The sequence below is a fragment of the Aeromonas sp. JL9 genome (genome assembly GCF_024436075.1).
Lineage (GTDB): Bacteria > Pseudomonadota > Gammaproteobacteria > Enterobacterales > Aeromonadaceae > Aeromonas > Aeromonas veronii.
Window position 1 is genome coordinate 14,024 of record NZ_JANFNV010000029.1, and the last position, 20,819, is coordinate 34,842.

19 protein-coding genes and 4 tRNA genes are annotated in these 20,819 nt (G+C 58.8%); 8 read left to right on the forward strand and 15 right to left on the reverse strand.

Annotation, left to right across the window (positions count from 1 at the left end; genetic code table 11):
• Positions 1 to 40 precede the first annotated feature (40 nt).
• The 4 genes from NOM06_RS16955 to NOM06_RS16970 form a co-directional block, all read right to left on the reverse strand.
• Positions 41 to 2,008, reverse strand: a complete 1,968-nt coding sequence (locus NOM06_RS16955; RefSeq protein WP_139462301.1) for an ATP-binding protein — start codon at positions 2,006 to 2,008, stop codon at positions 41 to 43.
• 118 nt (positions 2,009 to 2,126) lie between these two features.
• Positions 2,127 to 5,207, reverse strand: coding sequence for a multidrug efflux RND transporter permease subunit (locus tag NOM06_RS16960; RefSeq protein WP_005355755.1), 3,081 nt, complete (start codon positions 5,205 to 5,207; stop codon positions 2,127 to 2,129).
• A 15-nt stretch (positions 5,208 to 5,222) separates the two neighbouring features.
• Positions 5,223 to 6,356, reverse strand: coding sequence for an efflux RND transporter periplasmic adaptor subunit (locus NOM06_RS16965; protein ID WP_005355753.1), 1,134 nt, complete (start codon positions 6,354 to 6,356; stop codon positions 5,223 to 5,225).
• Complete coding sequence (locus NOM06_RS16970) at positions 6,353 to 6,949, reverse strand: TetR/AcrR family transcriptional regulator (protein ID WP_201982494.1); 597 nt, start codon at positions 6,947 to 6,949, stop codon at positions 6,353 to 6,355. The genes NOM06_RS16965 and NOM06_RS16970 overlap by 4 nt, the downstream gene beginning before the upstream one ends.
• A gap of 232 nt (positions 6,950 to 7,181) precedes the next feature.
• On the opposite strand from NOM06_RS16970, the gene NOM06_RS16975 reads away from it, so the two are divergent.
• From NOM06_RS16975 to NOM06_RS16995, 5 genes are all read left to right on the forward strand, one after another.
• Positions 7,182 to 7,258, forward strand: a tRNA-Arg gene (locus NOM06_RS16975).
• A gap of 51 nt (positions 7,259 to 7,309) precedes the next feature.
• A tRNA-His gene (locus NOM06_RS16980) sits at positions 7,310 to 7,385 on the forward strand.
• A 20-nt stretch (positions 7,386 to 7,405) separates the two neighbouring features.
• Positions 7,406 to 7,491 (forward strand) — tRNA-Leu (locus NOM06_RS16985).
• A gap of 76 nt (positions 7,492 to 7,567) precedes the next feature.
• Positions 7,568 to 7,644 (forward strand) — tRNA-Pro (locus NOM06_RS16990).
• Between the two features lie 180 nt (positions 7,645 to 7,824).
• The gene (locus NOM06_RS16995; protein WP_255912479.1) at positions 7,825 to 8,340 is read left to right on the forward strand and encodes a ricin-type beta-trefoil lectin domain protein; all 516 of its coding nucleotides are present in this window, start codon (positions 7,825 to 7,827) and stop codon (positions 8,338 to 8,340) included.
• Between the two features lie 34 nt (positions 8,341 to 8,374).
• On the opposite strand, the gene NOM06_RS17000 is transcribed toward NOM06_RS16995, so the two are convergent.
• The 8 genes from NOM06_RS17000 to NOM06_RS17035 form a co-directional block, all read right to left on the reverse strand.
• Complete coding sequence (locus tag NOM06_RS17000) at positions 8,375 to 9,190, reverse strand: Cof-type HAD-IIB family hydrolase (RefSeq protein ID WP_005339262.1); 816 nt, start codon at positions 9,188 to 9,190, stop codon at positions 8,375 to 8,377.
• A gap of 89 nt (positions 9,191 to 9,279) precedes the next feature.
• Complete coding sequence (locus NOM06_RS17005; protein WP_255912480.1) at positions 9,280 to 10,320, reverse strand: alpha/beta fold hydrolase; 1,041 nt, start codon at positions 10,318 to 10,320, stop codon at positions 9,280 to 9,282.
• On the reverse strand, positions 10,320 to 10,979 hold the full coding sequence (locus NOM06_RS17010; RefSeq protein WP_255912481.1) for a CatB-related O-acetyltransferase: 660 nt from the start codon (positions 10,977 to 10,979) through the stop codon (positions 10,320 to 10,322). Before NOM06_RS17010 ends, NOM06_RS17005 begins: the two co-directional genes overlap by 1 nt.
• On the reverse strand, positions 10,979 to 11,710 hold the full coding sequence (trmH, locus tag NOM06_RS17015) for a tRNA (guanosine(18)-2'-O)-methyltransferase TrmH (protein WP_255912482.1): 732 nt from the start codon (positions 11,708 to 11,710) through the stop codon (positions 10,979 to 10,981). The genes NOM06_RS17010 and trmH overlap by 1 nt, the downstream gene beginning before the upstream one ends.
• A 44-nt stretch (positions 11,711 to 11,754) precedes the next feature.
• Positions 11,755 to 13,872 (reverse strand): bifunctional GTP diphosphokinase/guanosine-3',5'-bis pyrophosphate 3'-pyrophosphohydrolase, encoded by a 2,118-nt coding sequence (gene spoT / locus NOM06_RS17020; protein WP_005339255.1) that lies wholly within the window; start codon positions 13,870 to 13,872, stop codon positions 11,755 to 11,757.
• A gap of 131 nt (positions 13,873 to 14,003) precedes the next feature.
• Complete coding sequence (gene rpoZ, locus NOM06_RS17025; protein ID WP_005307060.1) at positions 14,004 to 14,279, reverse strand: DNA-directed RNA polymerase subunit omega; 276 nt, start codon at positions 14,277 to 14,279, stop codon at positions 14,004 to 14,006.
• 79 nt (positions 14,280 to 14,358) lie between these two features.
• Positions 14,359 to 14,985, reverse strand: coding sequence for a guanylate kinase (gene gmk, locus NOM06_RS17030; protein ID WP_021230465.1), 627 nt, complete (start codon positions 14,983 to 14,985; stop codon positions 14,359 to 14,361).
• Between the two features lie 300 nt (positions 14,986 to 15,285).
• Positions 15,286 to 16,341 carry a glycosyltransferase family 9 protein gene (locus tag NOM06_RS17035; RefSeq protein ID WP_255912483.1) on the reverse strand — a complete coding sequence of 352 codons (1,056 nt, stop codon included), beginning with the start codon at positions 16,339 to 16,341 and terminating at the stop codon, positions 15,286 to 15,288.
• Between the two features lie 222 nt (positions 16,342 to 16,563).
• Between NOM06_RS17035 and NOM06_RS17040 the strand changes: the two genes are divergently transcribed.
• A complete protein-coding gene (locus NOM06_RS17040) occupies positions 16,564 to 17,277 on the forward strand; it encodes a 3-deoxy-D-manno-octulosonic acid kinase (protein WP_005339249.1) in 714 nt (237 codons plus the stop codon).
• A 70-nt stretch (positions 17,278 to 17,347) separates the two neighbouring features.
• Entirely contained in the window at positions 17,348 to 18,211 is an 864-nt protein-coding gene (locus tag NOM06_RS17045; protein ID WP_040069586.1) for a sensor domain-containing diguanylate cyclase, read from the forward strand.
• A 6-nt stretch (positions 18,212 to 18,217) separates the two neighbouring features.
• On the opposite strand, the gene NOM06_RS17050 is transcribed toward NOM06_RS17045, so the two are convergent.
• Positions 18,218 to 19,072: a carboxylate/amino acid/amine transporter gene (locus NOM06_RS17050; RefSeq protein ID WP_255912485.1), complete on the reverse strand. Its 855-nt coding sequence runs from the start codon at positions 19,070 to 19,072 to the stop codon at positions 18,218 to 18,220.
• A gap of 39 nt (positions 19,073 to 19,111) precedes the next feature.
• On the opposite strand from NOM06_RS17050, the gene NOM06_RS17055 reads away from it, so the two are divergent.
• On the forward strand, positions 19,112 to 19,573 hold the full coding sequence (locus NOM06_RS17055; RefSeq protein ID WP_255912487.1) for a DUF6314 family protein: 462 nt from the start codon (positions 19,112 to 19,114) through the stop codon (positions 19,571 to 19,573).
• Positions 19,574 to 19,697: 124 nt separating this feature from the next.
• Here NOM06_RS17055 and NOM06_RS17060 read toward each other — a convergent pair whose 3' ends face one another.
• Together NOM06_RS17060 and NOM06_RS17065 are read right to left on the reverse strand one after the other, a co-directional pair.
• Positions 19,698 to 19,859, reverse strand: a complete 162-nt coding sequence (locus NOM06_RS17060; RefSeq protein ID WP_005339236.1) for a hypothetical protein — start codon at positions 19,857 to 19,859, stop codon at positions 19,698 to 19,700.
• A complete protein-coding gene (locus NOM06_RS17065; RefSeq protein WP_005355734.1) occupies positions 19,844 to 20,743 on the reverse strand; it encodes a DMT family transporter in 900 nt (299 codons plus the stop codon). The genes NOM06_RS17060 and NOM06_RS17065 overlap by 16 nt, the downstream gene beginning before the upstream one ends.
• Between the last annotated feature and the right edge of the window lie 76 nt (positions 20,744 to 20,819).

Sequence of the window (20,819 nt, forward strand, 5' to 3'; positions counted from 1 at the left end):
CATGATGGGGATAAAGCGGCTGGCTCACAAGAGCCAGCGCTCAGTTATGTTGGATCGGCAGGCGAATATGGAACTGGGCGCCCTGGCCCGGTTCGCTGGCACAGCTGATACGGCCTTTCAGCAGTTGCACCACCAGGTTGTAGATGATGTGGGTGCCCAGACCGCTGCCGCCCTGACCCCGCTTGGAGGTGACGAAGGGATCGAAGATTCGCGGCAATATTTCGGGCGGGATGCCGCGGCCATTGTCCGAATAGTCGATAAACAGCTCCTCTCCCTGCTGTTCCACCTTGATGGTGATCTTCTTCGGTTTATCCCAGCTGTCGAACCCGTGGTTGATGGAGTTGAGGATCAGGTTCGAGTAGATCTGGGTAAAACTGCCCGGGAAGGAGAAGATCGACAGCTTGGGATCGCACTGGATATCCACTTCGCACTGGCTCTTCTTCAGTTTGTGGCCAAGCGAGACCACTACCTGATGGAGATTGTCGGCGAGGCTGAAGTTGTAGCGCGCTTCCGATGACTGGTCGACAGCCACCTGCTTGAAGCTGGCAATCAGCTCAGAGGCGCGCCGCAGGTTGCTCTGCAGTAGCTGCATCGATTCGTCGAGGTTGACGGTAAACTCGTTGAGATAGGAGCGCGACAGCTGCTTGGAGTCGATATGGGACTTGAAGTCGGCGACCCGCTCCTGCAGGTAGGAGGAGGCGGTCACGCTGATGCCGATCGGAGTGTTGATCTCGTGTGCCACCCCGGCCACCAGCGAGCCGAGGGAGGCCATCTTCTCGGACTCCACCAGGGTCTGCTGGGCCTGTTTCAGGTCGTCGTACGCCTTGCCGAGCTGGTTGTTGGCTTCGCTCAGGCTGCGGGTACGCTCCACCACCTTGCCTTCCAGCTGTTCGTTGAGCTGGATAATCTCCCGCTCGACCTTTTTCAGCTGGGTGATGTCGTAGCCGAAGCCGATCTGGTACTTGAGGTTGGGACCATCGTAGAAGGGTACGAAGGTCCATTGCAGTACCAGCTCATGAGCCTGCTGGTCATGCATGATGACCTCTTTGTCTGACAGTGAACCTTCCGCCGCCAGAATATCGTTCAGCTCTTCCCGCTGCGCCGGGCTGACAAAGAGATCCAGCCAGTTGTGCTGCAACAGCTCCTGCTGGTGGTAGCCGGTCAGCAGTATGGCTGCCGGGTTGATGCTGGCGATGGTCAAATCCGGCTCCATGCAGCAGATGACCATGTTGGCGGAGTTGATCAGGGTGGCAGAGAAGTCCCGCTCCTTTTGCAGTTGTTCGACCGCCTGATGGCGGGCAACCAGCTCGTCACGTAGCCGGGTGCGCATCTGGTTGAGGGTGGAGACCAAGGTATCCAGCTCATCGGGTTTCTTGCGTGGCTGCGGGCGGCCTTCCAGCTCCAGCGCCATGTCGAGCCGGTCGAGGTTGAACTTCTGGGCGTAGTTGGCGATGCGGTTGATGTGCCTGACCACCAGATAGTAAATGATGATCAGGATGCAAAATGAGACCACCAGGGTCTTGATGGTCTGGCTGACCATGATCAGCACCGATTTTTCGATGAGGCGCTGGTAGATCTGCTCGAGAGAGGCGGCAACGAACAGCTTGCCGACAATTTCACCCTGATAGGTGAGGTTGAATTCGCGGGAGATATCATAGCTTTCCCGCTCGACCCCCTGGGTCAGCAGCGGGACTTCGGAGTTGCCGAGCATTTCCTTGACCATCACGAACTGCATGTTGGGCAGGTTCATGATCCCTTCAATTTGCACTTTGACCTGCTCTTCATCCAGGTTCCACAAGCTGGCGGCGATGGGTTGCAGGAACGAGGCCTCGATCTGGCCGATGCTGTCTTCGATGACGGCAACATCCTTGCGGTAATCCCAGGCGAGTTGCAGCGCCGTAATGATCATCGCCAATACGGTACTGCAGACCAGAATGTAGGAGAGCAGGCGATATGAGAGTCCGTTGCGGCCTACGGCCCTGGCGGTCTTGGAGAAGAGTCCTGACATGGCGTCCTTGCGGTCTGGATGTGGTGTTTTTTAGTTTAACTGCTTCATGCACTTATGTCGTCTTTCCTGCGAAGCATAAAAAAGGCCCCGATACGGGGCCTTTGCATGTGATTGATGATTAATGTCCGCCGTTTGCTTTGGGCGGAATGGTTTCATCGAATACCGGCAAGGGTTTGTGCTCGGAAGCCAGATAGGTGTAGATCACCGGCAGCACGAACAGGGTGAACAGGGTACCGATGGCAAGACCGGCCACGATGACGATACCGATACTGAAACGCTGTGCCGCACCGGCGCCTGCGGCGTAGAGCAGCGGGATCAGACCGGCAATCATGGCGGCAGTGGTCATCAGGATCGGACGCAGACGCACCTTGGCGGCCTGCATCACGGCTTCCATTCGGTTCATGCCGCGCAGCAGCTGCTCTTCCTTCGCTACTTCACAGATCAGGATACCGTGCTTGGTAATCAGACCCACCAGGGTGATGAGGCCCACCTGGGAGTAGATGTTCATGGTCGCCATACCCCATGCCAGGGCAATCAAGGCCCCGCTGATGGCGAGCGGTACAGAGACCATGATGACCAGCGGGTCACGCACCGACTCGAACTGGATTGCCAGCACCAGGAAGATGATGGCCAGTGCCAGCGCGAAGGTGGCATAGAGCGCATTGCCTTCGGTGACGAACTGACGGGCTTCACCCATGAAGTCGTAACGATAGCCTTGCGGCAGCTTCTCGTCGGCGGTGGTCTGGAACCAGTTGATCGCATCACCCATGGCCACGCCCGGAGCCGGAACGGCGCCTATGGTGGCAGAGTTCAGCTGGTTGAAGTGGGGCAGGGCGCGAGGCTCGCCAACCACTTCAATGCTGATCAGGCTGCCGAGCGGGATCGACTTGCCATCTGCGGCCCGCACGTAGTAGCCCTTGATGGACTCCGGATTGAGACGGTATTTGCGCTCGACCTGCGGGATCACCTCGTAGGAGCGGCCATCCAGGTCGATACGGTTGACGTAACCGTCCGCCATCATGGTGCCCATGGTGATTCCGATATCCTGCATGGTGATGCCGTAGGCACCTGCCTTGTCCTTGTCGATGCGGATCTTCATGGTGGCGGAGTCGTAGTTCAGATCGAGATCTGAATAGACGAACTGACCGTTACTCTGCGCCGCTGCCAGAATTTCCCCGGCCACCAGGAACAGGCTTTCGAAGCTGTTGGGGGTGGTGATGACGAACTGGATCGGCAGACCACTCGATGCACCCGGCAGTTCCGGGAACTGGAAGGTGGTGATGGCCATACCCGGGATGTCTTTCACCAGATTGGCGACCCGGTCCAGCACCTCTTTCTGGCTCGCTTCACGCTGGCTCCAGGGCACCATGGAGGCGATACCGAACGCCTGGTTGGCATTGAACACCCCGGAGAAGACCTGGGAGAAGGCGATCTCGGGCTGGTCGTCCAGGATCTTGTTCACATCCGCCATGGTGTTTTCGATGTAATCCAGGTTGGCGTTGGATGGTGCGGTACCCAGCACGGCCATTACCCCCTTGTCCTCTGACGGTGCCAGTTCGCTCGGGATGAACTTGAACAGCAGCGGCAGGCTGGCGAAGACGATGACGGCGAACACCACGATGACGGGGCGCTTTTTCATCACGGCGTGCAGCATGCTGTCGTAGCGATCGGTCATCCGCTCCAGCAGGTGATGGACTGTGCTCTCGAACTTGCCTGGCTGCTCGTTGGCCTTGAGCATCTTGGAACACATCATCGGTGACAGAGTCAGGGCGATGATGCCCGAGACGAACACGGCGCCAGCCAGCGTCAGGGCAAACTCCTTGAACAGGGAGCCGGTGATGCCCCCCATCAGGGCAATAGGCGCGTATACCGCCGCCAGGGTGACCGTCATGGCGATGACCGGCACCGCGATCTCGCGGGTACCGATAATGGCGGCCCGGAACGGTTCTTCCCCCTCCTTGATATGACGGTCGACGTTCTCCAGCACCACGATGGCGTCATCCACCACCAGACCGATCGCCAGCACCATCGCCAGCAGGGTCATCAGGTTTATCGAGAAGCCGAACATATCCATCATCATCACCACGCCGATAAGACTGAGCGGAATGGTGATGATCGGGATGATGACCGCGCGGAACGAACCGAGGAACAGGGTGATGACCACCAGAACGATGGCGGCTGCCTCCAGGATGGTCTTGATAACCTCGTGGATGGACTCGTTGATCGCCACGGTGGAGTCATACATCACGTTGAGACGCATGGTACTCGGCATATTGCGCTCAAGGCTCGGCAGCAACGCCAGCACATCGTGGGCGATGTTGATGGGGTTGGCTGTTGGCGCGGCGTTGACCGCCATGACCACCGCTTCGCGGCCATTGGCGCTGGCGCGATAGATGTCGTGGCTCTTCTCGAGGGTCACCTTGGCAATGTCGGAAAGGCGGATCACCTTGCCGTCACGGGTCGCAACGACCAGACGCTTCAGCTCGTCGACATCCTTGACCTGGGTCTCGGCGTTGCCGTTGAACAGGGTGAAGTAACCGGTCGCCTGACCTGTCGCAGACTGATAGTTGTTGCTGTTGAGCACCGTCATCACGTCGCTGGCAGTCAGATTAAAGGCCGCCATCTTGGCCGGATCCAGCCATACCCGCAGGGCAAACTCGACACCGCCGTAGAGGTCAACCTTGGAGACCCCGCCCACGGTAAAGAGCTGCGGCTTGATAACCCGCTCCAGATAGTCGGTGATCTGGCTGGAGTTGAGCTCTGGGCTGGTAAAGCCGAGATAGAGCACCGCCGTGGTTGAACCGGTGGAGGAGGTGACCGACGGGTCTTCCGCCTCTTTCGGCAACTGGGAGCGCACCGAGTTCACCTTCGCCAGGATGTCGGACAGCGCGGCGTTGGGGTCGGTGTTGAGCTTCATGTACGCAGTGATGGTGGAGCTGCCCAGCTGGCTGGAGGAGGTCATGAAGTCGATGTTGTCGGCTTGCGCGACCGCCTGTTCCAGCGGCTGGGTGATGAACCCCTGGATCAGATCAGAACTGGCGCCATAGTAGCCAGTGCTGACGGTGATCACCGTGTTGGTCACCTCGGGGTATTCTCGTACCTGCATCTTGAAGATGGCCTGAAAGCCCAGCAAGGCGATCAGGAAGCTGAGCGAGATCGCCAGCACAGGCCGTTTTATAAATATGTCAGTAAATCGCATCGCAGATCTCCGCGCTTACAGCATCGGGGTTTGTGCCGGAACGGCCAGGGCATCGTTCTCGACCACATGCACCTTGGTGTCGTTGCTCAGGCGAACCTGACCCGACAGTACGATCTGGTCACCGGCCTGGATGCCGGAGAGCACATGCACATCGTTGCCACGGCGCTCACCCGCCTTGACCACAACCTGCTTGGCTCGCAGCACTTTCACCTTGTTACCCTCTTTGTCAGTCTCTTCGCCCTCTTTGAGCACGTAGACGTTCTGACCGTAAAGGGTGAAGGAGATAGCGGTTTGCGGGATCACAATCTGATCTTTCACCGTCGGCAGAATGATGCTGGCGCGGGCGAACATACCGGAACGGAGCTGACCGTCATTGTTCGGAATGTCTGCCTGTACCTGGATCAGGCCGCTCTGGAAGTTGACCGCAGGCTCGATGGCGGTGATATGACCATCAAACTGGGTTTGCGGATAGGCATCCACATTGATCTTGATGGTCTGGCCCAGCTTGATTTTGGAGATATCGGTCTGGGGCACGGTGAAGCGCAGGCGCATCACGCTAGTATCCTCCAGGCGCACGATATCGGTGCCCGGCTGCAGATACTGACCGAGGAACACATTGCGCAGGCCGACCACGCCGCTAAAGGGCGCACGGACTTCACGACGGGCAATGGTCGCCTTCAGACTCTCGATATCCGCTTCCAGCGAGCGATAGGCCGCTTCCGCCTCATCCAGCTGCTCTTTGGAGATGGAGCTGGTCTTGTAGAGGTTCTGGAAACGATCGAACTTGGCTTTTGCCGCCGGCAGCTTGGCCTGGGAGGCGCGCAGATTGGCCCGCTCCACGGTGGAGTCCAGGCTCAACAGCAGCTGGTCAGCCTTGACCGGTTTGCCCGACTCGAAGGTGATGGCATCAATGGTGCCTGCCAGTTCGGTGGAGAGGGTTACCCCCTGATTCGGTTCGATGAAGCCTATCGCTTCGATGGTCGGTACCCAATCTTGCGCCTTGGTCACCATGGCGGTGACGGGGAACTCGGGTTCCGGCCGGTTGGCCATGTATTGGGCAATCATCTTCTGTTTGAACAAATTGAAGCCGATGACGCTGCCAAACAAGGCGATCGCTATCAGCAACATAATGGCCATCCACTTTTTCATGAACAGGCTCCTGAGGTGAAAAGATTGGGGGATAAAATGGCATTCCAGCTGGCCCGGATCGCGGTTTCCAACTGCGATTCGGTCAGCGTGATGTTGTGCACCCTGCACTGCAGGGCCAGATGCATGACACTGTCCAGACTCAACACCTGGAGTGCCCGTATCGGTAAATCAATAAACAATCCTTGTTCAACGCCCTGTTCAAAAAATCGGTCCAGAGGCTCCCAGGCGGCCAGAATGACAGGATTGGTCTCCAATTCTGCTCCTAGCGGAGAGCTCTCGTACTGCAATTTGCACCGGATAGCGTTGGGTTCGTTAACAAAAATGGCATGAATATTGAGCCATAATTGGCGAAATTGTTGAAATGAAACTTTATCGATTGCTACATCGGCCATGACCATGGGCACACACTGCAAGATAGTGTGCTGGTGCAGTTGCCGGATCAGATCATCCTTGTCGCCGAAGTAACGATAGATGGTGCCGGTGGCAACATTGGCCTTCTTGGCGACTTCTGCAATCGACAGACCATGAAAACCCCGTTCACCCAGCACCTCATGGGCCGCGTTGAAGATGCTCTCTTTTTTATCCAGAATCATCAGTGTGACTTTCGATTGAATGAACGTTCATTCATTCTAGATGGGCATCAAATCAAGTCAAGGCAGCAAGGCGATTTGCGACTGTGATCTGCCCCTTTTCGGCTGTCAGCAGGGGGATAGTGGAAGAAAAGTGCGCAATGTGCTTGAAAAAGCAACGAACAGTGTTTCGGTGACAGAAAAGTGTAGACAAACCAGCAACCATCATTAATAATGCGCCCCGTTCGACAGCGTAGCGCCCGTAGCTCAGCTGGATAGAGCGCTGCCCTCCGGAGGCAGAGGTCACAGGTTCGAATCCTGTCGGGCGCACCATAAAAAGTGCGTCGGTTAAACGGGCGTTGTTGTGGAACGAAAACAGCTGTGGTGGCTGTAGCTCAGTTGGTAGAGTCCCGGATTGTGATTCCGGTTGTCGTGGGTTCGAGCCCCATCAGCCACCCCATTTTACAGCTTGTCAGGTACGCGAAGGTGGCGGAATTGGTAGACGCGCTAGCTTCAGGTGTTAGTGCCCCCCGGGTGTGAGGGTTCGAGTCCCTCTCTTCGCACCATACTTGCTGTATGACGAGGATGACCATCAGGTCGTCTTTGTTTTTTTGAAGTAAACTATTTTGAAAGAAATAGCCTCGGTGATTAGCGCAGTCCGGTAGCGCATCTGGTTTGGGACCAGAGGGTCAAAGGTTCGAATCCTTTATCACCGACCACATTTAGAAAAACCTCGCCTCGGCGGGGTTTTTTGCTTTCTGGCATCCGCCGCGCCAGCACTCTCCCCCCTGTTACGTCTGTTTACACTCTATTTGGGCAGCGCGCCCCGCCTTTCGGTTATGCTTCAGCCTCGAGTCACTGACAAGCGGATGTCATCGGCCCATTTCAGGCATTTTTCCATGAATAACAAAATTTCCTTTGCTTGCTCTCCCGCCCTGCTGGCTGCCTTGCTGCTGGGTGGCTGTACCATCAAGCCGCCATCCACCGATGTGATGATGGGTTCCATTGCTTCACAACCGCAGGAGGAGCGCTCTCTCTCCCCCTTGCTGACCAGCGGTGATTTTTGCGTTGCGGTGTCCCATCAGAAGGTGTTGGCACAACCTTGCAGCGGAAAAGACGATCAACTGTTCGAGTGGGATCTGGGTGAGTTGCGCCTGCAGGATCTCTGCCTGCAAGCCAAAAGCGACAGCGAGCTGATGCTGGCCCCCTGTGACGGTCAGGCGCAGTGGGAGTGGCAGAAAGACAGGCTGTTCAATAGCAAGGTTGCCCGCTGTCTCGATGTGGCCGGGCGACGCCATACCCCCGGCACGCCACTGCGGCTGGCCGAATGCTACGGTGGAGCGAACCAGAGCTTCAGTTGGCAGCGGCCCAATCCCTGGCTGGAGACCCTGAAAAAACAAAGCCTCACATGGTGAGGCTTTGCTGAATCGGATGGCGGGCTGAAGAGGATCAGGCTGCGCTGACGCTCTCCAGCTCGAACAGCTTTTCCAGATAGACGGCGACGCCATCTTCATCGGAGGTGAGGGTTTGCTCATACTCCGGCAGCGCCATTTTCAGGCGGTCATGGGCGTTGCCCATCACGATGCCGCGTCCCACCATGGTCAACATCTCGAAGTCGTTCATGCCATCGCCGAAGGCGATCGCCTCCGACATGTCGAACCCGTTCTGCTCCAGCACGGCGCGTACCGCATTGCCCTTGTGTACCCCGGCATGCATCACTTCGAGGCAGTCCGGCAATGAGAAGGTGACGTTGAGCTGATCGCCGTAGCGCTGGTTGAGGTGCGCCTCGATCTTCAGCAGTTTCTCGTGGTCACCGATGTAGAACACCTTGTTGATCTGCTCTTTCGGTTCCTGCTTCAGGTCATCGACCAGACGGTAGGTGAACCCTGACTCGTCGTGGAACTGCAGCAGCCAGGGCAGCTCCTCTTCCACCACCCAGTCATCACCCTGATAGACATTGAGGTGGATAGAGGGGTCGCGCTCCAGCGCAATCAGTTCGGCGGCGATCTCGGTCGGCAGCGGCTGGTTGAAAATCAGCTGATCCTGTTTGTCATGGACCACGGCGCCATTGGAGGTAATGAGGTAGATGTCCATCCCCAGCGCATCGCGGAAGCTGCGTACGTCAACGTGATGACGGCCGGTGGCGACCACGAATTTCACACCTTGTTCTACCAGGCGGTGCAGGGTATCCCGGGTACGGGGAGAGATCTGGTGCTGCTTGTTGAGCAGAGTGCCATCGAGATCGGATACAACTACCTTGAACATCATTACCTCGGCATCGATTGAAAACAGGGGCAGTTTACCTTAGCCCGCACTGTCACCCCATTTATTTAGGGTTACAAAAAATAGCCAGCTCAGAAGCGGGCGAAAAAGTCGACCATCGCGGTCAGGGCTGGCTGGCGCTTGTCATCGGATTCGATAAACAGCTCGTGCCAGGCCCCCTCGATGCGCAGTGGTTTGCCCCCTTCGCACTTGGCAATGGTGCAGAAGCGATCCTGTGCGGCATTGTCTACCACGCTGTCGTTGCCAGCCTGCAGCACCAGCAGCGGGGTTTTGATAGCGCCCGCATCGGCGATGGCGGCATCGGCACCGGTGATCCCCTGATAAATCCAGTGCGCGGTAGCGCCACCCAGCTTGATCTGCGGGTGCTGTTCGTAGATTTGGCGGAACGCCTGATAGCGGGGCTGGCTGTGAGTCAGCTCGTTATCGGCAAAGCCATGATCCTGATAGGGGCCCTGACCCGGCCCATAGGGTGGTTCGCCAAACCAGCCGCCGACCGTGCCTATAGTGGTGGCCAGTCCCTTGGCCAGCCATTTGGGCAGGCCGCCCAGATTGATGCCCAGCATGGGGGAGGAGAGCACGGCCGCCTTGATATCATCGGGCCAGCGTTCCAGATAGCGGGCCGAGATGGCGCAGCCCATGGAGTGGGCCAGCAGGAACAGCTTGGCAGGTTTGTCCGCCATGATGATATGGTCGTGAAACTGCTTGAGATCGACCACATAATCGTCGAACTGGTCGACATATCCCTTCTGTGGGTCATTTAGCATCCGGCCAGACATCCCCTGACCGCGATGGTCGATAAGGTAGAGGCTGTAGCCCTGACGCCAGAGATCCCACGCCAGCTCCTGATACTTGAGGTAGCTCTCGACCCGGCCATTGACGATCAGGATGGCGCGATCAACCTTGGCTTGCCGCAGCGCAGCATAGCGGATGGTCACCCCGTCCTTGCCCTTGAACTCTCCTTCCACCGCATGCTGGCGCCAGAAGTCGGGCAGGGTTTGCTGGTAGAGGCTGGGTACATCGGCTTCGCTGGTGAGCTGATAGGTATTGGTCACGGCAGGGGCTCCGGCAGAAAACAGGGTCAGGGCCAACAGGGAAAGAGAGAGGAATTTCATCAGGCACACTCCTGTTGCCAATGGTGATAAAGGGCAGCGATATCCTCCGAGCAAAGCAGCGCCATGCTGGCTTGCAAGCGAGGCAGGGGCCAGTCCCACCACTGCATCTCTTGCAGCATGAGGATCTGCTCATCGCTGAAGCGGCGGCGGATCGGTTGGGCCGGGTTGCCGCCGACTATGGTGTAAGGGGCCACGTCCTTGGTCACCACGGCGCGGGTGGCGATGACGGCGCCGTCACCTATGGTGATGCCGGGCATGATCATCGCTTCCGAGCCGATCCAGACATCGTTGCCAATCCGGGTGTCCCCCTTGCGCAGAAAGCCGCTGCGGGCCCCTTCGCCAAAGGTGTCGGGATTGAACGGGAAGGTGGAAACCCAATCCAGCCGGTGGCCCTGATTGCCCGCCAACATGAAGGTGGCGCCCGAGCCGATGGAGCAGAACTTGCCGATGATCAGCCGATCCACCTCGCCCCAGAGGCCGCTCTCCCAGGTTTCGCGGGTCGAGCCATCGCCGAGCAGGTAGCGGACGCAGTGATCCTCGAACGGCTTGCCGTGGTAATAGCCGGAGTAGTAGCTGTAGTCACCGGCCTCTATGTTCGGGTTGGTCAGGTGATCCCGGATGATTTGCGATTCCAGCCAGCTGCCAAAAGGGTTCTCCATCACTCCTCCTGTTGGTCGTCCTGCTCGCTCTGCTGGGCCCACCCTTTGCGGGTCAGCTGCATCCGTTGCCACCACTCTTCGTCTGCCAGAATTTCACCGGCCGGACCGAGCTGGGGGTAGGGCATCTCTTTCTCTTTGCAGAGCTGGGCATAGATAGGATAACCCCCCTCGAACAGGATGCTGTTTTGCTCTTCCAGCGTGAGCGGGCAGCCGCGCTGATAGCAACCGGCCAGCTCGCGCTGACGCTGGGCTTCGTAGAGGATGGCGGCAGCAGCCACCGAGACGTTGAGGGACTGCACCATGCCCACCATGGGGATGACGATATGGTGATCGGCCAGGGCCAGCGCCTCTTCACCGATGCCGTGCTTCTCCTGACCCACCAGAATGGCGGTCGGTTTGGTGTAGTCGATAGCGCGAAAATCGACGGAGCTGTCGGAGAGGTGGGTTGCCAGGATCTGCATGCCTGAAGCTTTCAGCTCGGCAACGGCTGTGCCGATATCCGGGTGCAGTTTTACATCCACCCAGTTCTGGCTGCCGCGGGCGGTGCCCTTGCGCTTGTGGATCCAGGTTTTGGGCCAGACGGCGTGTACCCGGTGGATGCCGATGGCATCGGCGGTACGCACGATGGCGGCCAGATTGTGAGGTTTGTGGACCTCTTCCATACAGACGGTCAAATCGAGCTGACGCTGGGCCAGCATATCGGTGATGCGCTTGAAGCGTTCGGGGGTCATGGCTTGTCTCTATAAAAGCAGCAGGCGGCTTGCGCCGCCTGTGTTCAGTTCTTCTGTCGGCTCACCTTGAGCACGTTGGGCATGACGCGGATCTTGCGCATGATGTTGGCCAGGTGGATGCGGCTCTTGGTGGTGATGAGCAGGCTGACCTGATAGACCCGGCCATCCTTCTCTTCGGTGCTGATGGCGTGAATATTGGCGCCGGTGGCGGCAATCACGTTGGCCAGCTCGGCCAGCGCACCCTGATGGTTGACGATCTCGATGCTGATGCCGGTGCGGAACTCCTGTTCCTGCTCCTTGTCCACTTCCCACTGCACCGGCAGGTACTTGTCCGGCTCCTTGCTGTAGCCCTTGATGTTGCGGCAGGCTTCCTGGTGGATCACCAGACCCTTGCCCGGGCTGATATGGGCGATGATGGCATCCCCCGGGATCGGACGGCAGCAGTTGGCGAAGGTGACCAGCATGCCATCGGCACCCTTGATCGGCATCTTCTTGCTGCTGGTTTTGGGTTGCTCTTCCGGCGGCAGTTCATCTCCCAGCATGCGGCGCGCCACCATGACGCTCATGGCGTTGCCGAGGCCCACATCGGCCAGCAGCCCCTGCAGGTTCTCATGCTTGGTATCGGCCAGCACCTGCTTGATGCGCGGCTCGGGGATGTCTTCGATATTCTTGGCGCCCAGCGCATGGTTGAGCAGGCGGCGACCCAGCACCACCGACTCTTCGGTGCGCAGGTTTTTGAGGAACTGGCGGATCTTGGAGCGTGCCTTGGTGGTCACCACAAAGTTGAGCCAGGCCGCGTTGGGGCGGGCGCCCGGCGCCGTGATGATCTCCACCGTCTGGCCCGAGTGCAGCGGGCTGCTGAGCGGGTAGGGGTGGCGGTCGACCCGTGAACCGACGCAGGCGTGGCCGATGTCGGTGTGCACCGTGTAGGCAAAATCCACCGGCGTGGCGCCAGCGGGCAGCTCCATGATGCGTCCTTCCGGCGTGAACACGTAGATCTCGTCTGGGAACAGGTCGGTCTTGACCCCTTCGATAAATTCAAACGAGCTGCCAGCGCTCTGCTGCAATTCCAGCAGGCTCTGCATCCAGCGCTGGGCGCGGATCTGGGCAGTGGTGCCCGAGCTGTCGCCATCCTGCTTGTAGGCCCAGTGGGCGGCAACCCCTTTGTCGGCCATCTGATCCATGAACTCGGTGCGAATTTGCACCTCCACCGGTACCCCGTGCGGCCCCACCAGCGAGGTATGCAGCGACTGGTAGCCGTTGGTCTTGGGGATGGCGATGTAATCCTTGAAGCGGCCGGGGCGCGGCTTGTAGAGGCTGTGCATCTGCCCCAGCACCCGGTAACAGGTATCTATGTCCTTCACCTTGACCCGAAAGGCGTAGATATCCATTACCTCATGAAATTGCAGCTCTTTTTTCTCCATCTTGTTGTAGATGGAGAAGAGGTTCTTCTCGCGGCCACTGACCTGATGCTCGATCCCTGCCTCTTTCAGGCGACCGCTAATTTCGCTCTGGATGGAGTCGATGATCTCGCGGCGATTGCCACGGGCGCGGCGCACCGATTCGCGCAACACGCGGGATCGCATCGGATAGAGCGCCTCGAAGCCCAGCTCTTCCAGCTCGTTCTTCATGGTGTGGATACCGAGGCGGTTGGCGATGGGGGCGAAGATTTCGAGGGTTTCCCGGGCGATGCGGCGGCGCTTGTCAGGGCGCAGCGAGCCTAGCGTGCGCATGTTGTGAGTGCGGTCGGCCAGCTTGATCAGAATGACCCGGATATCCTGGGTCATTGCCATCACCATCTTGCGGAAGTTCTCGGCCTGCGCCTCTTTGCGATCGCGAAATTTCAGCTTGTCGAGCTTGGAGACCCCGGCCACCAGTTCTGCAACCGCATTGCCAAACTGTTCGGCCAGATCGGCCTTGGTGACAGAGGTATCTTCGATGACGTCGTGCAGTACGGCGGCCATCAGGGTTTCATGATCGAGGCGCATGTCACCCAGGATCCGGGCAACGGCAACGGGGTGGGTGATATAGGGTTCGCCACTGGAACGCATCTGGCCCTGGTGGGCATCACGGGCCACCACATAGGCTTGCTTGAGCTTCTCAACCTGCTCTGGCGGCAGGTAGGAACTGGCTATTTCTTTAAGGTTTTCAAATAAATACAAGACAGTCCCCGCAGCGGTGAAACGGCAATTCGTGGAATTGAGGGTATAGCCCTGAGTTTGCGAGGTTTTCGAGCGGTTGTAAATGGGGATGAACAGTCGGCACCCGGGCGGGTGCCAACCGGAAGAATAACTTAACCGCGGCCTTCGGCGATGGCAGCAACGGCAGCCAGCTCGGCGGCTTCCTGCTCTTGCTGTTCGTAGCGGTCCTGGGTGTCCATCACTTGATTGTTCACCAGACCCAGCTCGATCTCACGCAGGGCGATCACAGTCGGCTTGTCGTTCTCTTCGTCGACCAGGGGATCTTTGCCTTGTACCGCGATTTGACGAGCGCGGCGCGCGGCGACCAGCACCAGGTCAAAACGGTTACCTACCTGTTTTACAGCATCTTCTACAGTAACGCGTGCCATGCAGGACTCCAGTGTTTGGGCTTTCTGTATTTAGAAAAGCAGTGTTTAAAAATGACGCAAAAGTTTACTTGTTTTTGGCTTACTCTGCCAGTAGCTGTTGCAGCAAGTTTTTTTGAGCCTGTTGCTGGTGACGCATCTCCAGCCGTTGGCACTCAATAATGGACCTGAGCTGGAACAGCGCCTGCTCGAAGTCTTCATTGATAATGACATAGTCATACTCGTCGTAGTGCACCATTTCGGCAATGGCTTTCGCCATCCGGCCGGCAATCACTTCGGCGCTGTCCTGACCGCGCCCAATCAGGCGGCGCTCCAGCTCTTCGCGGCTGGGGGGCAGGATGAAAATGGATTTGGTCGGCATCTGCTCGCGGATCTGGCGGGCACCTTGCCAGTCGATGTCGAGGAATACGTCGATCCCCTTGGCCAGACAGGCTTCGATGGTGGCGCGGGAGGTGCCGTAGTAGTTACCGAACACCTCGGCCCACTCCAGAAAATCACCGCGTTCGATCAGCGCCTTGAACTCTTCCACCTGTACGAAGTGGTAGTGGACGCCGTGCTCTTCGCCAGGACGGGTGGCGCGAGTGGTGTGGGAAACCGACAGCTGCATCTTGCCCGCAGCGTTATGTTGGGTCAGCAAGGCATTGAGCAGACTGGATTTACCCGCGCCGCTCGGAGAAGAGATGATATAGAGAGTGCCTTGTTGCGCCATATTATTACCTTTAATCGAAACAGCTGTTTTGGTTGTAGCAGAGACCGCCGTCTTGTGCCCGAAAGGGAGACAGCCAAACGCAAAACGCGGAAAATTCTTGAGTCAGGAGGATGTAAAGGCGGCGAATTTTATCAGAATGCGGCGAATAAAAAAACGGCCGGAATCATATTCCAGCCGATCAAAGTATTCGTAGCTTGCTGCGGGAGCGTAACCCACATCAGCCTGCATTGTGCCTTTGGCTGAGGGCAGAGGCTATCAGGTTATCCCTGCCTGATGGCTCGGAATTCCCGAGGTGCCCTGTCACTGCGGCAGCTGACGATCGGCGCAGAGCCGATCGAACGCGGCGATCACCTGCTCGCTGGTGATTTTTCGCATGGCCTCCGGGTCTTTGAGGCGGGTGCGCCAGCTCAATTCGGCCAGCGGTTTGCCGGTCTCCTGCTCGACCAGCTCCTGATAGACGCTGACCACGTAGTCGCGGCAGAGATATGGGCCGGTACGCGCCGGATTGTGGTGGGCATAGAGGCCGATCACCGGTGTGCCCACTATGGTGGCCATATGGGTTGGGCCGGTATCGGGGGCCAGCACCAGACTCGCCTCACCAATCAGTGCCAATAACTGCTTGAGGTTGGTCTGCCCCACCAGATCGACCGGCTTGCTCTGGCTGAGTTGCCGGATCTCGGCGGCCAGATCCCGCTCCAGCTTGGCCGGCCCGCCACAGAGATAGACCTGAAAGCCCTTGTTGGCGGCGTGATCCGCCAGTGCGGCATAGCCTGCGGCCGTCCAGTTCTTGAACGCCTTGCTGGCGGCGGCGCAGATCAGCAGGGTCGGTTTGCCGCCAATCTTCTCCCTTGCCCAAGCCTGATGCTCGGCGTTGATGGGCAGCTGCCAGTCCGGGGTCAGATTCTGGATGCCGAGCTCTTTGGCGAAAGCGAGGAAACCCTCCAGCACATGGGGGGAGGCAGGCGAAGGCACCTTGTGGTTGGTAAACAGCCATTGGCCGTCGTTGGCCCGTTCCCGATCAAACCCGAGTTTGACCTTGGCGCTGATGCCGAGGGTGGCAATGCTGGCCCGCATCGCTGCCTGCAGGTGGAGCAGGGCATCGAATTTGCGTCCCTTGAGGGTCTGCCAGAGATCGCGATAGCCGCGCCATCCCTTGCTCTTGTCGAAGGGGATCACCTCGACGCCGGGCAGATCGGCAAACAGGGTTGCCTCGATTTTGCCGGTGATCCAAGTGATGCGGGTCTGTGGCCACTCCCGCTGGATGACGCGCACCAGCGCCAGTGCGTGGCAGCAATCCCCGATGGCGGAGAGCCGCAGGATGCAGATGGAGGAAGGGGGCGTTTGAAATAGCGGCATGTTGTGGCGCACGGCTGGCAAAAAGGGTGGATGGCATTATGCAAACTCCCCTCTGGATTGTAAAATTGCGCACAATCATCAGCCAGGATAGGCCGGGCCCAGTGCCATGACCTGTTTCTGCACGTCGTTGATTAAAGGCCACTATTGCGGGCATGCCAGAGCGGCAGCCTCATCGCCAATTGAAAAATTGCGATCCATGACCCACCGAGCGGGATCTCCACGATGCGAGTACAGACCGAACACAACCAGATCTGCTGGTATGCCGAAGGGGCCTTTCGCGACCCCTCTCCCCAGTTATTCGATCCTGCCTGGTGGCAGAACAACCGTCAGGTGGTGGGAACCTCCATCGGGCGGGGGGTGACCTGGTTCGTCAAGGATGAGTCCCGCCATCTGGTGCTGCGCCACTACTATCGCGGCGGCATGGTGGGCAAGGTGGTGCGGGATCGCTTCTGGTTCGAAGGGGTCGAGTCGAGCCGTGCCATGGCCGAATACACCCTGCTGGCCAAGCTGTGCGAGCTGGGGCTGCCGGTGCCGCGTCCGTTTGGCGCCCGCATGGTCAAACAGGGCCCATTCTATCGTGCCGATATCCTGATCGAGCGAATTCGCGGTGCCAAGGATATGGTGGCGCTGCTCAAGCAGGGGCCGGTGGCGACCGAGGTGTGGCACAAGATAGGTCAGACAGTGCGTCAGCTGCACGATGCCGGGGTCTATCACGCCGATCTCAACAGCCACAACCTGCTGCTCGATAAAGAGGGCAAGGTGTGGGTGATCGATTTTGACAAGGGTGCGATCCGCTCCCCCGGCGAATGGCAGAAGGCCAATCTGGAACGCTTGCTCCGTTCATTCAATAAAGAGTCTCAACTGCATACCAGTTTCCACTTCGTACCGGAGAACTGGCAGACCTTGATGAACGGGTATCAGGGAAAAGCGCTCTGACCCTGTTGCTCGGCGTGAACGCCAATGTTACTTATTGAGCTGGTATTCAGATCCTGTTTCGAGGCGCCCCATGGAAATGCTCAAGACACCTTTGGTCGATGTGACTGCCCGGCTTGATCCGGGTCTGCTGTCTGATGCCATGGCGCTGCTGGAGGCGGGGATCTGGAGCTGGTCAGCCCAACATGGACTGCAGCGTGATCCCTCCTGCCTGCGCCTGTTGGGATTGGGAGAGTGCTGGCCGGATGATCTCGGTTGGTTGGATCGGGTTCATCCCGACGATGTTGCCCGGCTGGAAGATGCCCTGCTCGCCTGCCAGAGCGGGCGCAGCAGCGGTCTGCGCCTCGAATACCGCATTCTGCATCATCACGGTCACTACATCCGGCTGGAAGAGCGGATGCGTCGTGATGAGCGGGGTTATCTGCTGGGGGTAGTCCGTCACCTCGATCCCGCTGCCGTGCTGGTGGAGGAGCGACATGGCACCGATCCGCTGACCGGACTGGAGAGCCGTGGCCGTTTCGAGCAACTGCTTGAAGAGCGGCTGGCGACCGAGAGCGGCACTTTCAGTCTGCTGCAGTTTTCGGTCGATCACATGGCCAAAATCCAGCAATTGTTTGGCGAAGCGGCTTGCGACGCCATGCTGGCCAAGCTGGCGCGTATCGTACGCCACGAACTGCGGCGGGAAGATCCCTTTGCCCGCTGGGATGAGGACGGTTTTATCCTGATGCTCTCCCAGACCGAGCGGATGAGTGCGCTGGAGATCGCCGAGCGGCTGCGCCTCGAGATTGCCGATGCCAGCCTGCTGTCACAGCGGCCGGTCACCGTCAGCATTGGGCTGGTGCAGAGTCAGGCTGGCGAGCAGCTCGATCATCTGCTGGCCCGGCTGGCCAGCTGTCACAGTCAGGCCAGACGGGAGCACAACACCGTCGTCGGCTGAGTGAGGTCAGGGTTGGCCGCTTTTGTCACGCTGGCAGACCCAGAGCGAGGCCAGCATCAGCAGGCCGCCGATGGTCAGTCGGGTCAGATCAGTATCCTTGCCCCAGAGCAGCAGATTGACCAGCAAGCCGGCCGGAATGAGCGCATTGTTCATGATGGCCAGCACCCCGCTGGTGACCAGCGTCGCCCCCTTGTTCCAGAGGAAGTAGCCGAGGCCGGAGGCACCTACCCCCAGCCAGAGCAGAATGCCCCACTGCAACCCTGACGTTGGGTATTGTGGCTTGCCCAGCAGCCACCAGGCGGGCAATGCGATCATCAGCGCCCCCAGATAGAAGCAGCCGAACACCGCCAGTTGCGGTGGTTGCTCCGCCTCCCGCGCCAGCAGTACCTTGTAGCCCACCTGACCCAGCGCGAAACAGAGGTTGGCCCCCTGCACCACCAGAAATCCCAGCACATAGCTTTCGGTCAGGCCGTCGAAGCGGATGACGGCAGCCCCGAGCACCGCCAGCAGGGCACCCCACAGATAAACAGGCTTGAAGCGGCGCTCCAGCAGATCGTGGAGCAGGGTGACGTAGATGGGGGTGAAGATGGTAAAGACCAGCACTTCCGGCACTGTCAGCAGCAGGAAGGAGTGGTAGTAGAAGAGATACATGATGCCGAGCTGGATGGCGCCCAGCGCCATCAGCTTGGCCGCCAGATCGGGGCGCAGCCAGCGGCGGCGCAGGAAGGGCAGAAACACCAGACTGGCGAGGGCGATGCGGGTCAGCACCGAGAAGTAGGCATCCACCTGACCGGCGAGGTAGACCCCGATCAGGCTGAAGGAGAATGACCAGAGCAGGGTGACCCCTATCAAGTAGTTCATGTGTTTGATTTATCGTCAGTTGTCAATTTTAAGGGGGCTATGATGGCCGAGATGGAAGCGGCAATCCAGCGTTTATGGGGGCGATTGCCACAGGTCGGAGCATTTTCCTTTACCGCCAGCAATGGCGAGGGGTCGGCGACCGACTGGAATGGTCGGGGCGAGGGGCGTGTGCAGGTGACCGATCATCAGGGTGGCTGGCTGTTTAACGAGCAGGGCCGTTACATCACGCCTCATGGCAGGGAACTCGCCATGCACAACCGCTTCTGGTGGCAACGCAGCGAGCGGGGGATCCGCCTTTCTCACCTGCGTTATGAAGCGCCGGTTGAACTGTTCGAGCTGCTGCCGCAGGGGGATGGCCGCTGGCTGACCGCCGAACCCCATCTGTGCGGGGCGGATCACTACAGCGCCGAGTTGACCGAGATAGACGGCGGTTTTCTGCTGAGCTGGCAGATCACCGGGCCGCGCAAGAACGAGCGACTCAGCTATCGCTATCTGCTCTGACGCCGGCTGGCAGGCATAAAAAAACCGGCGCAGAGCGCCGGTAGCGGGGGACAAATCGGAGGTTTTTTAAAACAGTCCCAAAAACAGGAGAGATAGACTCTCGTCACACATTCAGAGATGGACTTCAGGCATTCAGGGCATAGCTCAGCATGGCTTGCAGCTTGCTATCGAAGAACCAGGGCAGCAGTACCATCAGCAGGCCCAGGATCCCGGCCAGCCGTTGGCGATACTGCCAGCCGGCAATCAGTACCAGACCACCGCATAGTGTGGTCAGGATGCCTGACATAGGGAGACCTCGCGCTGCATGCGACGCTGTTGCGCCCACTGGTTCATGGCGACCGAGCCGAGGATTAGGGCCAGAGCAACACCTGTGGTGGGGTGGATCTGCTCGCCGAGGAACAGGGCACCCAGCATCACGCCGAACAACGGCACCAGATAGTTGCTGAAGGAGGCGAACGTCGGGCCGGCCTTCTGGATCAGCGCCATGTAGAGGAAATAGACCAGACCGGTACAGAGGGTACCCAGCACGGTGATCGCGCTCAGAGCCTGGGTGCTCGGCAGGGTCAGGCTGCTGAGGTCAACCATGAAGGGGGCGACCAGCAGCAACTGGATTGCCGAGGAGATCAGGATATTGCGGGCGACCACGACCGGATGGTCCTTGGCGAAGCGCTTGATCATCAGCAGGCCGATGGCGAAGCAGCTGGCACCCAGCAGGATGGCCATGGCACCGAGCAGACCGGCGTTCATGCCCTGGGAGAGTTTCGGCCAGAACAGGGTGAGCACACCGGCAAAGCCGATGATCACGGAAAGCAGACCGGTCTTGGTGATTCTTTCACCAGAAATAAACAGCGGTGCAGCCAGAATGGTCACAAACGGGATACAACCCATGACCACGGCGGCGATGGCGCTATCCACATACTGTTGGCCCCAGGCGACCATGATGAAGGGGATGGTGGCATCCAGCAGGGCGATCAGCATATAGGTGCGCCACGGGGTGTGCTCACTCTTGAGCCGCATGAACAGGCAGAGCAGACCCAGGGTCAGGCTGCCGCACAGGGCACGACCGGCAGCCACCAGAATGGGTGGCAACTCGGCAACGGCCTGGTGCATGAAAATGAACTGGGAACCCCAGAGCAGGCCAATGGCCAGCAATAACAGATAGCTACGCATTTGAATCTCCGATGTATTAAGCCAGCGCATTCTAGGCAATCTGTTACTATGGTAAAAATGAATTGTTGGCATTTAA